We start from the raw sequence: 14790 nt of genomic DNA, 5'->3' as shown, positions 1-14790 counted from the left end.
TGAGGAGGCCGACGCCCCCCTGACGGGCGCCCCCGGGCCGCCAGGCGAGGGGTAGGCGGGCTGCCCGGCCGCTCTCGACGGCACGGGCCCCGGCGTGGGCGATCGCAACGCGCGGGTGCGATCGTCGTCTTCGGGCCTGTCAGCCACGTCTTGTCCCGCCACTTCTCGATCTCATGGTGAAAACGTCATTATCGACGCTACGTCGTGGCTCAGGAACCTGCCGCGAGGCGGCCAAGGTTTCCCTATGTAAAAGTACTCAGACAGGTGGTTAGCGACCAACAATGCGATCGTCGGCCGATCCGGAAACATTGACCCCCACCCGGATCGTTACGGTAGAGGACTACCTCTGCTCGAAAGGATGATCGTGTCCACTCCGGACCCGTGGAGTATCTGCCCGTGCGAACGCACGGGCACCACTGAACCAACCGGGAGAGTCGCCCGGTGAACACGGCTTTGGGCCTTCTGGCCATCCTCCTCCTGACCTTCGCCACCGGTTACTTCGTCGCACAGGAGTTCGCCTTCGTCGCGGCGGACCGGGGTGTGCTGCGCGAGCAGGCCGACTCCGGCGACGCGGCCGCGGCACGGGCGCTGGAGGTGACGAAACGGCTGTCGTTCATGCTGTCGGGCGCGCAGCTCGGCATCACCGTGACCGCCCTGCTCGTCGGCTTCCTCTCCGAACCCGCCATCGCCACGGTCGTCCGTCCCTGGCTGGAGAACGCGGGAGTGCCGTCGGGGGCCGTGCCCGGCATCGCCGTGGCGCTCGCCGTCACGATCGCCACGGTGATCCAGATGGTCTTCGGCGAGCTGGCCCCCAAGAACCTGGGCATCGCCCGTCCCGAGCCCGTGGCGAAGTTCCTCGCCCGCTCGACGTTGATCTACCTGCGGATCGCCGGACCGGTCGTCCGGCTGTTCGACTCCGCCGCCACCGGCCTGCTGCGCCGGGTCGGCGTGGAGCCGGTGGAGGAGATCGAGCACGGCGCGAGCCCCGAGGAGCTGTCGCGGATCATCTCCGAGTCCGCCACGGCGGGTGACCTGCCGCCGAGGCTGTCGGAGCTGCTGGAGCGGGCTTTGGAGTTCGGTGACCGTACCGCGGAGGACGTGATGGTGCCGCGCCCCCGCCTGGTGCTGCTCAGGGACGACCGGCCGATCTCCGACCTGGTCGACGCGGTCCGCAGGCACGGTCACTCCCGCTACCCGGTGCTCTGCGACCAGAACGGCGACGACGTGGTCGGCGTCACCGGCGTACGCGAGCTGCTCAAGTCGGGGCTGACCGACGGCAGGCTGGAGAAGATCACCCGTCCCGCGCTCCTGGTGCCCACCTCGTCACCGCTGCCTCTCGTCCTGGAGCGCATGCGCACCGCCCGCGACGACCTGGCGTGCGTCATCGACGAGTACGGCGGCCTGGCCGGCGTGGTCACCATCGAGGACCTCGCCGAGGAGCTCTTCGGCGAGCTCATCGACGAGAACGACCCGGAGCCCGCGGGGGTCGTCGTGGGCGAGGAGGGCACCTGGGACCTCCCGGGCACGCTCCGGCTGGACGAGATCGAGCGTGCCATCGGGCTGCAGCTCCCCGAGAGCGACGACTACGACACCGTCGCGGGCCTGGTGCTCGCCACCCTCGGCCGGATGACCGAGCCCGGTGACGAGGCGACCGTCACGCTGACGCCGCGGCACGATCCGCTGGAGAGCGACGACGTCGACGAGGAGGAGGCGGTGCTCACGGTGCTCTCCGTGCACCGCAGGGTCCCCGAGTGGGTTCGGCTGTCGCTCAACGCGCCACGGGAGACCGATGGCGACCAGGACACGGAGACGAGACCCGGGAAGACCGGGGACGAGGAAGAGCCGGAGATGAACGCGCCGCGGATGATCCAGCGTGGCCCCGAGCCGCCCATGATCGAGCGGAGCGGGGTGAGGCGGCGATGAGCACCGTCTCCGCCCTCCTGCTCGGCGTGGCCCTGCTGATCGGCAACGCCTTCTTCGTCGCCGCCGAGTTCGCGGTGATCTCGGCCCGCAGGCACCGCCTGGAGGAGATGGCGGGCAAGGGTGGCCGGTTCACCCGGCTCGCCGCCCGCGCCGCCGTGCGCGGCAGCAGGGAGCTCTCCCTGATGCTGGCCGGAGCCCAGCTGGGCATCACGCTGTGCTCGCTCGGCCTCGGCATGGTGACGGAGCCGGCCATCGAGCACCTGCTGGAGCCGGTCTTCGGCGCGGTCGGCCTGCCCGAATCACTGCGGGTCGCGGTCTCGCTCGTGATCGCGCTGGCGTTCGTCACCTTCCTGCACATGGTGATCGGCGAGATGGCCCCCAAGTCGTGGGCGCTCACCCACCCGGAGACCGCGGCGATGGGGCTGGCCATGCCGTTCCGCGGCTTCACCTGGCTCATGAGGCCGGTGCTCGCCACGCTCAACGGCCTGACGAACGGGATCCTGAGGCTGTTCGGAGTGGATCCCAAGGACGAGCTGGCCACCACCAGGACCCCGGTCCAGCTGGCGATGCTGGTCGGCGAGTCGGGCCGGATGGGCCTGCTCGACCGCGACGAGCACGACCTGCTCACCCGGGCCCTGCGGGTTCACCAGCAGCCGGTGGAGCGGCTGATGCTGCCGCTGGAGAAGACCACCTCGGTGCCCGACGACGCGACGAGCGAGCAGATGCGCCAGGTCGCCGCACGCGACGGACACCTGCGCATGCTGGTCACCTCCGGCAGGCCGGGCGACGTCCTGGGCGTGGTGCACGTCAGGGACATCCTCGTCCGGCCGGAGGCGAGCCCCGCCGAGCTCGCCCGCCCGGTGCCCCGCCTGGACAAGGCCACCACGATCCCCGACGCGGTCTCCACACTCCAGGACGCCCACGCGCACCTGGGCCTGGTCACCGAGAACGGCGGCGAGGTGGTCGGCATGGTGAGCCTCACGGACCTGCTCGGCGAGGTCCTGGACGTGCGGGTGCTCGCGACCCGCTAGCGGGCCCTCCTGACTCGCGACCCGCCGACCGGCGGGAGCCGTCGGGAGCCGGCAGAACCGGTCTCGGGATCGGCGGGAGACGGCGCGGGCCGGGGAAAGATTCTTTCCCCGGCCCGTGTTCTCTGTCAGCGTAATCCGGACACCGGCGAACCCCTGCAAGTCATCCGAAAGTGATCAGCAAGCACGGCAGGGTAGAAGGGTGAGGCATGCCGTAGTGGGCCAAAAACCACAAGACCCATGCGTAACCCCTGAGACTTCTCTATAACGGAGCGAGCGACTATCTTGATCGATGATCCACTCGGTCCGGCACGAGACCTTACGGACGGCTCAGATGAATACGCGGTTTCCCGGAAAACGACAAGACCCCGGTCGCGATGCTCGCATGACCGGGGTAGTGATCTTGTGGGCGAGGAGGGATTTGAACCCTCACGTCCTTTCGGACACACGGACCTGAACCGTGCGCGTCTGCCGTTCCGCCACCCGCCCTTGTTGGGTGCGGTCGAAACATTAGCACGAATCAGCCGGTACCCATGAACCCGGATACGATCCTCCTAGATGCGGAAGCGGAGCAGCTGGGTGCGAGAGAGCGAGGAACGAGCCCCCAAGCGGCCGCGACCAGATAGACGGAGGAGGGGAGGTACCCGATGGGAGTCCTTCAGCGTTTCGAGCGGAGGCTCGAAGGCTTGGTCGAGGGAGCCTTTGCGCGGGCGTTCAAATCTGACCTTCAGCCGGTAGAGGTCGCCAGTGCGGTCCAACGGGAAATGGACGAGCGGGCGGCGATCGTCGCCCAGGGCCGCACTCTCGTGCCCAACGACTTCGTGGTCGAACTGTCCACGACCGACAGCGAGCGGTTGGAGGTTTACTCCGACAGCATCAGCCACGAGCTGGCCAACCTCGCCAGGGAGTACGCCAAGGAACAGGGCTACTCCTTCGTGGGACCGGTCAGGGTCCGCTTCGAGACGGCCGACGACCTCGCGGTCGGCCTGTTCCGCATCCGTTCGGGCGTGATCCGCGGGGCGACGGTCGAGCAGGACGAGATCCGAACCCCGGTGAGCGACGTGCCCCCCGCACGGTCGCACGCCTTCGGGGGCCGCCCCCGCCTGCTGGTCTCCACCCAGGACGACCCGCAGGGCCAGCGGTCCTTCGACCTGACAACACCGGTGACCCTGCTCGGCAGGGGCACCGACTGCGATCTACGGCTGGTCGACCCGGGTGTGTCCCGGCACCACGCCGAGCTGCGAGTGGAGGGCCCCCTGGTCGCGCTCGTCGACCTCGGCTCCACGAACGGCACCTTCGTCAACGGCCAGCCGGTTCGCCGGGTCGAGCTCCAGAACGGCACTCGTGTGACGCTGGGGCGAACGACTCTGGTTTTCCGGCGCGATTAAAGGTAAACAGACGGTCCATGTCCGAGCTCACGCTGCTGCTGATCCGGCTCGCCTTCCTCGCGGTGCTGTGGTTCTTCGTGATTGCCGCGGTCGGTGTGATCCGGACAGACTTGTTCGGATCACGCACGGCCGCCGCCGTCCCCGCGCGCAAGGCCCCCAAGCCTGTGAAGCCCGCGGCCAAATCCAGGAAGGGGGAGCCACGGGAGATGATCGTTACCGGTGGCCCCCTCCAAGGCACCACCATTACCCTCTCGGAGACGCCCATCACCATCGGCCGGGCGAACGACGCGACGCTGGTAGTCAGCGACGACTACGCCTCCAGCCGGCACGCCCGGCTCTTTCCCCAGGACGGTCAGTGGATCGTGGAAGATCTCGGCTCGACCAACGGCACGTATCTCGACCGCTCCAAAGTCACCCGTCCGACTCCGGTGCCGCTCGGTGTTCCGATCCGCATCGGTAAGACCGTCATCGAATTGCGCAAATGACCATCGCACTCCGTTACGCCGCCCGCTCCGACGTCGGCCTCCTCCGCGAAGGCAACGAGGACTCCGCCTACGCCAGCGGCCGCCTGCTCGCCGTCGCGGACGGCATGGGCGGCCACGCACACGGCGAGGTGGCCAGCTCGGTCGCCATCGCCGCGATGTCCTCGCTCGACGTGGACGCCCAAGGGGGTGACCTGCTCAGCGCCATCGAGGCCGCGGTACGCGACGCCAACCGCAAGCTGCACGAGATGGTGGGGCGCGATCCCAGCCTCAAGGGCATGGGCACCACCCTCACCGCCATGCTCTGGTCGGGGACGAGGGTCGCCCTGGTCCACGTCGGCGACTCACGCGCCTACCTGCTGCGCGCCGGGGAGCTCTACCAGATCACGCACGACCACACCCTCGTGCAGTCACTGGTGGACGACGGCCGCATCACCCAGGACGAGGCCGCCACCCATCCACAGCGGTCGATCCTGCTGCGGGCGCTCGACGGCAGCGGTGAGGTCGACCCCGACCTGTCCCTGCGCGAAGCCCAGGTCGGCGACCGCTACCTGCTCTGCTCCGACGGCCTGTCCGGGGTGGTGAGCGCCGAGACACTGCACCACACGCTCTCCACGATCGAAGACCCGGAGGGGGTGGTCCGCACCCTCATCGACCTGGCCAACCGTGGCGGCGGCCCCGACAACATCACCTGCGTCCTCGCCGACGTGCTGGAAGTGGACGAGAGCCACGTGCCGCGCACCGACGCGGCCGTGGTCGGCGCCGCGGGTTCCAGCATGCCGCGGTCGGAGCTGCCGGACACCCCCGCGGGTCGCGCCAGCGCGGTCACCATGCCGCAGCCCGTCATCTCCGACGACGACGACATCGACGAGCCGATCATCAGGGCCGCGGCCCGACCCGCCAAACGCCGCCGACTGTGGCCGCTCCTGGCCGTGGTGGGTGGCGTCGTCGTCGTCGGAGGCGGCCTGGGCTGGTATTTCGGCGGCCAGTGGCTGGAAGACCAGTACTTCGTGGGCGCCAAGGGCAACGAGATCGTGGTCTTCCAGGGCGTGAAGACCAACCTCGGCCCCTTCGAGCTCTTCGACGTGGCCCAGAGCACCGCGGAATCGATCACCTCCCTCGGAGCGTTCCAGCAGGGTCAGGTCCGCGACGGCATCCCCGTTCCCACCGTCGAAGCGGGCCTGAAGAAGATCGAAGAGCTGAAGTCGTCCGCGGCCAAAGCCGATCGGAAGGAAGAGCCGACCGCGACCCCGAGCGCCTCCGCGTCCTCCGCGCCCGCCAGGGCCCCCGAACCCACAAGGTCACAGTAGACACATGAGCACCCCTAGCGCCGAGCCGGTCCCGCTTCCCGCCAAACGGCGGGTGGCCCAGTTGGCGATGCTCGCATTCGCGGTCGCCATCGTGATGCTGGCGTACGCCAACGTGGGGTTGGCCCTCGACAACCAGATCCCATCGGGAATGCTCACCTACGGCCTCGGCCTGGGTGGTCTCATGCTCGCCGCCTACCTGGTCCTGGCGAAGTTCGCCCCCTGGGCCGATCCGCTGATCCTGCCGCTGGTGACGCTGGTCAACGGCATCGGGCTGGTGGTCATCTACCGCCTTGAGGCCTCCGGCATGCCGGGTGCCTCGGCCACCAACCAGCTGCTGTGGACCGCCGTCGGGGTCGTCATGTTCTCCGTGACGCTGATCGTGCTGCGCGACCACCGCGCGCTGCAGCGTCTGACCTACACCATGGGCGCCCTCGGCCTCGCCCTGCTGATCTCACCGCTGCTGCCGTTCATCGGCAAGGAGATCAACGGTGCGCGCATCTGGATCGGCGTCGGCGGTTTCACCCTCCAGCCCGCGGAGTTCACCAAGCTCGCCCTGGTCATCTTCTTCGCCGGTTACCTGGTCGCCAAGCGCGACGTGCTCGCCCTGGCGGGGCGGCGGCTGCTCTTCATCGACCTGCCCAGGGCCCGCGACCTGGGACCTGTCCTCATCACCTGGGGCCTCAGCCTGGGTGTGCTGATCCTGCAGAAGGACCTCGGCTCCTCGCTGCTGATCTTCGGTACGTTCATCGCGATGCTCTACATCGCCACCCAGCGCACCTCGTGGGTGCTCATCGGCATCCTGCTCTTCGTCGGCGGCGCGGTCGTGGCGGGGCTGCTCTTCAGCCATGTGCAGGACCGCTTCATCGTCTATCTCAACCCTGAGGACCCGGCGCTCTTCGACAAGGTCGGCGGCAGCGCACAGCTCATGGAGGGCCTGTTCGCCATGGGCGCGGGCGGCATGCTCGGCACCGGTCTGGGCCAGGGCCACCCCTACGAGATCCCGCTCGCCTTCTCCGACTTCATCTTCCCCGCCGCCGGCGAGGAGCTCGGCCTCACCGGGCTGATGGCCCTGCTGATGGTCTACGCCCTGCTGGTGGAGCGCGGTCTGCGCACCTCGATCGCGGCCCGCGAGCCGTTCTCCAAGCTGCTGGCCGGTGGCCTGTCGTTCATCCTCGCCTGGCAGATCTTCATCATCGTGGGCGGCGTGACCAACCTGATCCCGCTGACCGGCCTGGTCACCCCGTTCATGTCCCAGGGCGGATCGGCGCTGCTGGCTAACTGGATTCTTATCGCGCTGCTGGTACGCATGTCGGATACGGCGAGGAAACCTCCGCCCCAGGCCATCCAGGACGAAGGAATGACGCAGGTGTTCCAGCGATGAACGGTCCCCTCAAGCGTGCCGCACTCGCCTGCATGATCATGTTCGGCCTGCTCATGATCAACGTGAACTACCTGCAGGCCGTACGGGCGGATGATCTGCGCGCGAACCCGCGCAACGACCGCAACCTCTACGCGCGGTACGAGGTCGAGCGGGGCCGCATCACCGCGGGCGACAAGGTCCTCGCCGAGTCGATCGACACCGGCAACCCCGAGTTCCGCTTCGAGCGGCGTTACCCCGAGGGCAAGGTCTACGCGCCCATCACCGGCTTCTTCGCGCCGGAGAGCGAGCGCGACATGGAGCGGGCGGAGAACAGCCTGCTCGACGGGAGCAGCGCCGACCTGCTGATCCGGCGCAGCATCGACCTGTTCACCGCCAAGCAGACCAAGGGCGCCAACGTCGACCTGACGATCAACCCCAGGGCGCAGGAGGCCGCGTACAAGGCGCTGGGCGAGAGCGGCAAGAAGGGCGCGCTGGTCGCGATCGAGCCGAAGACCGGGGCGATCCTCGCGATGGTCTCGATCCCCACCTACGACCCCAACCCCCTGTCCAAGGCCAACAAGGCGGCTGTGAACGAGGCCTACAACAAGCTGGACAAGGACGAGGACAAACCGCTGGTCAACCGGGCCATCGAGCGCACCTACCCGCCCGGCTCGACCTTCAAGGTGGTCACCACCGCCGCATACCTGGAGAGCGACGACACCGTGGGCCCGGAGACCCAGGTCGACGCCCCGCAGCGGCTCGACCTGCCGGGCACCACCGCCGACCTGCCCAACTACGGCGGTGCGGCGTGCGGAGCCGGGCGGGTGACGCTCTCGTTCGCGCTGGAGAAGTCCTGCAACACCCCGTTCGGCAAGATCGCGATGGACCTCGGCTACGACGCGCTGCGCGAGCAGGCGCTCAAGTTCGGCATCGGCGGCGACCCGATCGAGATCCCGCTGCCGGTCGCGGGCAGCGGAATCGGCCCCGAGGAGGACCAGGCGGCCCTCGCCCAGGCCTCGATCGGCCAGCGCAGCAACCAGATGACCCCGCTGCAGATGGCCATGATCGCCGCCGGCATCGCCAACAACGGCGTGGTCATGAAGCCGTACCTGGTGGACAAGATCGCGGACGCCGAGGGCGGCGAGATCGAGAGCGCCGACCCCGACGAGCTGGACACCGCGATGAGCGAGGACAGCGCGCGCAAGCTCCAGGAGATGATGGTCAACGTCGTCAACAAGGGCACGGCGAGCGCGGCGCAGATCCCGGGGGTGACGGTCGCCGGCAAGACCGGCACCGCCGAGACCGCGAGGGGCCGTGACCCGCACGCGTGGTTCATCTCCTTCGCCCCCGCCGAGGACCCCAAGGTCGCCGTCGCGCTGATCGTCGAGTCCGGGAGCGCCGGCAGCGACGCCTCCGGTGGTCAGACCGCCGCCCCGATCGCCAAGAGCGTGATGGAAGCGGTGCTGGGTAGATGACCGCGTTGCTCGGGGGCCGATACCGCCCGCTGGGGCGGATCGCGTCGGGCGGCATGGGTGAGGTGTGGCGGGCCGAGGACGAGCTCCTCGGCCGTGAGGTCGCCGTGAAGCTGCTGCGTCCGCACGTGGCGGAGGATCCGGCCTTCCGCCTGCGGTTCCGCTCCGAGGCGCGCATCGCGGCCGGGCTGTCCGATCCCGGCATCGCGCAGGTCTTCGACTACGGCGAGGGTGAGGGCGTCGCCTACCTGGTGATGGAGCTGGTGCCGGGGCAGTCCCTCGCCGGCATCCTGGCACGCGACCGCGCGCTGAGCCCGGAGATCACCCTCGACGTGGTCCGCCAGACCGCGATGGGCCTGCACGCCGCGCACCGCGCGGGGATCATCCACAGGGACATCAAGCCCGGGAACCTTCTGGTGACCGAGGCGGGCGTGATAAAGATCACAGACTTCGGCATCGCGCGAGCGCTGGAGGCCGTGCCGGTCACCCAGACCGGCATCCTGATGGGCACCGCGCAGTACGTCAGCCCGGAGCAGGCGTCGGGCGAGCCGCTCACGGCCGCCACCGACATCTACTCGCTCGGGGTGGTCGCCTACGAGTGCCTGGCCGGTCGGCCGCCGTTCCGCGCCGACACGCAGGTGGCGATCGCCCTCATGCACATCGGCGAGCCACCGCCGCCACTGCCGTCGAGCGTCCCTCCCGCGGTTCGCGAGCTGGTCATGGCGTGCCTGGCCAAGGACCCGCTGCGGCGGCCTGCCGGTGCCAGGGAGCTGTCGGAGCGGGCGGACATGCTGCTCGACGCGCTGACCTCCACCGGTTCCACCGGTCTCGGCATGCTCACCGACCCGGTGGGCTGGCGCGCGGAGCCCGCGAGCGAGTGGCCTCAGGAGGTCACCTCCGCCCTCGCCGTCCCTCCCCGGCCCGAGTCCGGCCCCGGTTCGGGTGCGGGAGCAGGTGTCGGTGCGGGAGCGGGTGCGGGTTTCGGCGCGGGCGTGGGTTCCGGGGCCGGTCAGGGCGGGGGTTCCGGTCCCGGGCCCGGTCACGGCGCCGGCACGAACGGGGCGGGCGCGAACGGGGCGGGCACCGCTCCGGTGCGCGGGCGCCGCGGCCTGCGCAGGAAGACGGTGATCGTCGCAGCGGTCGCGGGGTGTGCCGCCGCGGTCGGGCTGGGCGCCCTCACGGTCCACGAGCTGACGAGCCGGCCCGGTGACAACGAGCCGGGAGAGCCGGTCGTACGGTCGAGCCCTGCCACCAGGTCTCCGACGGCCAGACCGACGGAAACCAGGTCTCCGACGAGCAGACCGCCGCTCTCACCGACGAACTCGGCCCGCCCTTCGGTCACGCCGTCGGCTACGGTAAGCACATCGGCCACGCCCACCGTAAGGCCGAGTACGTCGCCACCGCCCAGCCCCAGCCCGACGCCCAGCCCGACACCCAGCCCGACGGTGACACCGAGCCCCACACCGAGCCCGACTCCTGAACCCGGTGACACAGAGCCACCGAACGAGGAGACGTGATGCGGGAACGGGTCGATGATGGACACCGGTGGCCCAAGAGCTCACCGGCACCCAAGATGAACGGTAAGGGACAGTGCAGGAAATGACTCAGCCCCGACGCCTCGGCGATCGCTACGAGCTTGACGGCGTCGTCGGGCGTGGCGGCATGGCCGAGGTCTATCGCGCCCGAGACATCCGGCTGGATCGGATCGTCGCCATCAAGACCCTCCGCGCGGACCTGGCCAGGGATCACATCTTCCAGGCGCGCTTCCGCCGGGAGGCGCAGTCGGCCGCGTCACTGAACCACCCGTCCATCGTCGCGGTCTACGACACCGGCGAGGACGTCTCCGAGGGCGCGCCGGTGCCCTACATCGTGATGGAGTACGTCGACGGCCGCACGTTGCGCGACCTGCTGCGGGCCGACCGGCGGCTGCTGCCCGAGCGCGCTGCCGAGCTGGTCGACGGGATCCTGCGGGCGCTGGACTACAGCCACCGCGGCGGCATCGTCCACCGTGACATCAAGCCCGCGAACATCATGATCACTCGCAACGGCGACGTGAAGGTGATGGACTTCGGCATCGCCCGCGCGATGGCCGACTCGGCCGCGACCATGACGCAGACCGCCCAGGTGATCGGGACCGCCCAGTACCTCTCGCCGGAGCAGGCGAGGGGCGAGCGGGTCGACGCCCGCAGCGACCTCTACTCCACCGGCTGCGTGCTGTACGAGCTGCTGACCGGGCAGCCGCCGTTCACCGGTGACTCCCCGGTCGCGATCGCCTACCAGCACGTGCGCGAGGACCCGATCCCGCCGTCGCAGATCGACCCCGACATCCCGCCGTGGGCCGACGCCATCGTGCTCAAGGCGATGGCGAAGGATCCGGCGCACCGCTACCAGAGCGCCGGGGAGATGCGGGCCGACATCCAGCGGGCGATGTCCGGCATTCCGACGGACGCCCAGACGATGGCCCTGAGCGCCAACAACGAGTACGGCTCGGCCACCCGGACGATGATGCAGCCGCCCGGCCCCGGCGGCCCCGCCACCCAGCGCACCACCGCCGTCCCCCCGTACGAGTACGGCGAGGAGGGCGGCGGCGGGCGCACCGGCGGGGGCGGCCGACGCCGGCAGCAGAGCGGCGGGAACACCGCGGTCAAGACCGCGGCGTGGATCATCGTCCCGCTGCTGATCATCGGTGCCTTCATCGGCGTCGGCGTCAAGTTCCTCAGCTCGCCCGGCGATCCCACTGCCTCGGCCAAGGTGACGATCCCGCAGCTGGTCTCGCAGACCGAGGAGGCGGCGACCAACAAGCTGACCGAGCTCGGCCTGAAGGTGAAGACGGTCGAGGAGTACGACGACGAGATCCCGAAGGGGTCGGTGATCGAGACCGATCCCGCGGCCGACGCCGAGGTCGAGAAGGACACCGAGGTGACGCTCAAGGTCTCCAAGGGCGTCGAGAAGGTCGAGGTGCCCTCCGTGCTCAACATGACCACGGAGGAGGCCAAGCAGGTCCTTGCGGATGCCGGTTTCAAGGTCAGCGTGCAGACGAAGGCCTCCAGCCGCAAGCAGGGAATCGTCTTCGAGACCGTGCCCGAGGCGGGCAAGAAGGCCAACAAGGGCAGCACCGTCCGGATCTACGTCCCGAAGGAGGCGATGGAGGTCCCGTCCGTGGTGAACCTCACGGTCGAGGACGCCACGAGGGCGCTCAAGGAGGCGGGCTTCAAGGCGAAGATCTCCGAGCAGCCGAGCGACCTGCCCAAGGGCACCGTGCTGAGCCAGTCTCCCGAGGCGGGCAGCAAGTATCAGCCGGGGACGACCATCACGCTGATCGTGTCGAGCGGGGCGCCGCCCCAGCCGACCGAGCAGCCGACCTTCCCCGACGAGCAGCCGACCGTTCCCGACGAGCAGCCGGATGAGACGCCCACGAATCCCGACGAGGGCACGATCTTCGACGAGGCGCCCAGTGACGAGTTCTGATCCGAGCAGCTGACCGGATCATCCGATGGAGGCCCTCGCGACCGCGGGGGCCTTCGTCGTCTCCCGTCCTCCGACCCGGCGCGGTCTCCCACTGAGAGGCACGCGAAGCTGAGAGGCACGCGCACGGGACACGCGAACGGGAAAGGTCCTGAAGGCGGGGGCCATGGGACGGGGAGGTCTGGAAAACAGGTGGGCCCTGAAACGGGGAAGAGCCCTTCCGCCACTCGGGGGCGATGGCGGAAGGGCTCTCACTGGTCAATCGTCCAGGATGGGTCCCGCGTTACAACAATCTTTCCAGCCAGTTTCCGAGCAGTTGACGACCGTGTTCCGAGATCACCGACTCGGGGTGGAACTGCACGCCCTCGACGGGGGCGGTACGGTGGCGCAAGCCCATGATCACACCGTCCTCGGTGGTCGCGGTGACCGTGAGGACCTCGGGAACCGTCTCTGGCAGGACCGCCAGCGAGTGGTAGCGCGTCATGGTCACCGGGGACGGCAGGCCGGCGAAGACACCCTGCCCGTCGTGCTCGATCGCGCTGGTGCGGCCGTGCACCAGTTCGGGGGCCCGCGCCACGGTCGCCCCGTGGGCGACGGCGATGGCCTGGTGTCCCAGGCAGACGCCGAGGAGCGGGATGCCGTGGGCCTCGCAGTGGCCGACGAGCGGGACGCTCACCCCGGCGTCCTCCGGGGTGCCGGGGCCGGGGCTGATCAGGACCCCGTCGAAGCCACGGGTGTCCTCGACCGTGACCTGGTCGCGCGGGCGCACGTCGCAGGTGGCACCGAGTTCGCGGAGATACTGAACGATGGTGTGGACGAAGCTGTCGTGGTTGTCGACGACGAGGACCCGGCTCATCGGCCCACGACGATCGAGGCGACGCGGTTCGTCGGGCCCTGGGCGGTCAGGAGGGTCCCGTTCAACGGCCCACACCGGTTCGTCGGGCCCTGGGCGGTCAGGAAGGTCCTGTTCAACGGTCCACGCCGGTTCGTCGGCCCGCGGTTCGTCGGCCCACGACGGCCGGTAGGGCGCGGTTCATCGGCCCACGGTGGTCAGGTCGAGGGAGATGCGAGGTTCGATCCAGGGAAACACGACATACCAGAGTACGACGGCGACCAGCCCGACCAGCACCAGGGTGGCGAACACCCTGGTCACGAGGTTGCCGGGAAGCATCCGCCAGATCCAGCCGTACATGAGGCCCGCCTTCTTTCCGATCTTGGTTACCCGGGCCGTACCGGGTGGTTCTCACGGCCTTCCAGCTCGCCGGAGACGATGAGGCGCTGGGCGGCCGAGTACTCCGGGTGGCAGGTGGACAGGGTGATCAGCGCTCTGTCCGGCTCGCGGCCCGGCCGGTCGGGGACCGGGGCGATCACGCCGATCTCGGTGGGGTCGACGACGCGCTTGCCGGTGACGCGGTAGGTGTAGCGGGTCTCGCGGGTGTCGACCAGGATGAGATCGCCCCTGCGGAGCTCGTCGATGCGGTTGAAGGGGGCGGCGTAGGTGGTCCGATGGCCCGAAAGTACGAAATTACCGATTTTTCCTGGCATGGCGGTTCCTGGGTAGTGCCCAGGACCCATCCTCAGCCGATCCTGGTCGACGCCCTCCACGATGGCGTACCGGTAGTCGTCACCGAGCCTGGGGATCGTCAGCATCGCCACCGCACCGCCCAGCCGGACCGGCCAGGCCGCCCTGTCCCGCCGCCCCCCTGCCTTCCCGCCCGGTGGGGCTTGCGCCAGGAGTTCCTCACGCAGCAGCGCCTGCTGCTCGGCGGTGTAGGAGCCGGTGCCCCACAGCAGGTAGGCGCAGAAGAGAAGGACGACCAGCCCCGCGGTGAGGCTGAGGTCGCCCAGAGCCCTCAGCGCTGCTCTCATGGGGGCAGGGTAGTGACGGGAAAGGCCGCCGCGGCGAGCCGGATCACGGGCCCGGCATAACATTTGCCACAGGATGGTGCCCTGTGGAATCGCCACGGCCCACCTGCGCCGACTATCCTTACACGGAACTTCACACGCTAGCGACCACGCTCACCGACACGGCCTGCGCACGATCCGGATCGCGCAGGGTTGACGCAGGAGAAGAACCCCAGTGCCCAAGCCCAAGACTCGTAAGAAGCCGGTCTACACCCCGCCGCAGACGTCACAGCAGATCAAGGTCAGCCCGCGCTGGCTGGCGCCGGTCATGGTGACCTGCTGGATCGTCGGCATCCTGTGGATCGCCGTCTACTATGTGGCGCCCACCGCGCCCCTCCTCGGCGACCTTCAGAACTGGAATCTGCTGGTCGGGTTCGCGTTCATCATCCTCGGGGTGGTCCTGTCCACTCGGTGGCGCTAGCTTTTCCACAGGAATTGTCCACACCCTGGGGAAGCA

The 14790-nt window shown here is 69.2% G+C and carries 13 protein-coding genes and 1 tRNA gene; 10 read left to right on the top strand and 4 right to left on the bottom strand.

Translation table 11 applies throughout. The annotated features are described in order from the left end of the window. The first annotated feature begins 441 nt into the window (after positions 1–441). Together ACFY3V_RS23335 and ACFY3V_RS23330 are read left to right on the top strand one after the other, a co-directional pair. Positions 442–1923, top strand: coding sequence for a hemolysin family protein (locus ACFY3V_RS23335; protein ID WP_362902102.1), 1482 nt, complete (start codon positions 442–444; stop codon positions 1921–1923). Continuing rightward, entirely contained in the window at positions 1920–2954 is a 1035-nt protein-coding gene (locus tag ACFY3V_RS23330) for a hemolysin family protein (RefSeq protein WP_350942017.1), read from the top strand. Before ACFY3V_RS23335 ends, ACFY3V_RS23330 begins: the two co-directional genes overlap by 4 nt. A gap of 403 nt (positions 2955–3357) precedes the next feature. On the opposite strand, the gene ACFY3V_RS23325 is transcribed toward ACFY3V_RS23330, so the two are convergent. Next, positions 3358–3440, bottom strand: a tRNA-Leu gene (locus tag ACFY3V_RS23325). Between the two features lie 158 nt (positions 3441–3598). Between ACFY3V_RS23325 and ACFY3V_RS23320 the strand changes: the two genes are divergently transcribed. The 7 genes from ACFY3V_RS23320 to pknB all read left to right on the top strand — a co-directional run bounded on the left by ACFY3V_RS23320 (position 3599) and on the right by pknB (position 12431). Beyond that, positions 3599–4339: a DUF3662 and FHA domain-containing protein gene (locus ACFY3V_RS23320; RefSeq protein ID WP_350942016.1), complete on the top strand. Its 741-nt coding sequence runs from the start codon at positions 3599–3601 to the stop codon at positions 4337–4339. Between the two features lie 17 nt (positions 4340–4356). Beyond that, positions 4357–4824: an FHA domain-containing protein gene (locus ACFY3V_RS23315; RefSeq protein WP_350942014.1), complete on the top strand. Its 468-nt coding sequence runs from the start codon at positions 4357–4359 to the stop codon at positions 4822–4824. After that, a complete protein-coding gene (locus ACFY3V_RS23310) occupies positions 4821–6131 on the top strand; it encodes a PP2C family serine/threonine-protein phosphatase (protein ID WP_350942013.1) in 1311 nt (436 codons plus the stop codon). Before ACFY3V_RS23315 ends, ACFY3V_RS23310 begins: the two co-directional genes overlap by 4 nt. A gap of 4 nt (positions 6132–6135) precedes the next feature. Further along, positions 6136–7512 (top strand): FtsW/RodA/SpoVE family cell cycle protein, encoded by a 1377-nt coding sequence (locus tag ACFY3V_RS23305; protein WP_389776137.1) that lies wholly within the window; start codon positions 6136–6138, stop codon positions 7510–7512. Further along, positions 7509–8966: a peptidoglycan D,D-transpeptidase FtsI family protein gene (locus tag ACFY3V_RS23300; RefSeq protein ID WP_389776134.1), complete on the top strand. Its 1458-nt coding sequence runs from the start codon at positions 7509–7511 to the stop codon at positions 8964–8966. The genes ACFY3V_RS23305 and ACFY3V_RS23300 overlap by 4 nt, the downstream gene beginning before the upstream one ends. Continuing rightward, a complete protein-coding gene (locus tag ACFY3V_RS23295) occupies positions 8963–10480 on the top strand; it encodes a protein kinase (protein WP_389776130.1) in 1518 nt (505 codons plus the stop codon). Before ACFY3V_RS23300 ends, ACFY3V_RS23295 begins: the two co-directional genes overlap by 4 nt. A gap of 82 nt (positions 10481–10562) precedes the next feature. Further along, entirely contained in the window at positions 10563–12431 is a 1869-nt protein-coding gene (gene pknB, locus ACFY3V_RS23290) for a Stk1 family PASTA domain-containing Ser/Thr kinase (RefSeq protein WP_389776127.1), read from the top strand. A gap of 280 nt (positions 12432–12711) precedes the next feature. Here pknB and ACFY3V_RS23285 read toward each other — a convergent pair whose 3' ends face one another. The 3 genes from ACFY3V_RS23285 to ACFY3V_RS23275 form a co-directional block, all read right to left on the bottom strand. Beyond that, on the bottom strand, positions 12712–13284 hold the full coding sequence (locus ACFY3V_RS23285) for a gamma-glutamyl-gamma-aminobutyrate hydrolase family protein (RefSeq protein WP_362902093.1): 573 nt from the start codon (positions 13282–13284) through the stop codon (positions 12712–12714). Positions 13285–13461: 177 nt separating this feature from the next. Then, on the bottom strand, positions 13462–13620 hold the full coding sequence (locus ACFY3V_RS23280; protein WP_350942005.1) for a hypothetical protein: 159 nt from the start codon (positions 13618–13620) through the stop codon (positions 13462–13464). Positions 13621–13646: 26 nt separating this feature from the next. Further along, positions 13647–14297 (bottom strand): class E sortase, encoded by a 651-nt coding sequence (locus ACFY3V_RS23275; protein ID WP_362902090.1) that lies wholly within the window; start codon positions 14295–14297, stop codon positions 13647–13649. 211 nt (positions 14298–14508) lie between these two features. On the opposite strand from ACFY3V_RS23275, the gene ACFY3V_RS23270 reads away from it, so the two are divergent. Next, a complete protein-coding gene (locus tag ACFY3V_RS23270) occupies positions 14509–14754 on the top strand; it encodes a cell division protein CrgA (protein WP_362513423.1) in 246 nt (81 codons plus the stop codon). The last annotated feature ends 36 nt before the right edge of the window (positions 14755–14790 follow it).

The organism is Streptosporangium sp. NPDC000095, assembly GCF_042899335.1.
Taxonomy (GTDB): Bacteria; Actinomycetota; Actinomycetes; order Streptosporangiales; family Streptosporangiaceae; genus Streptosporangium.
This window is presented reverse-complemented; position numbering and strand designations above follow the sequence as displayed.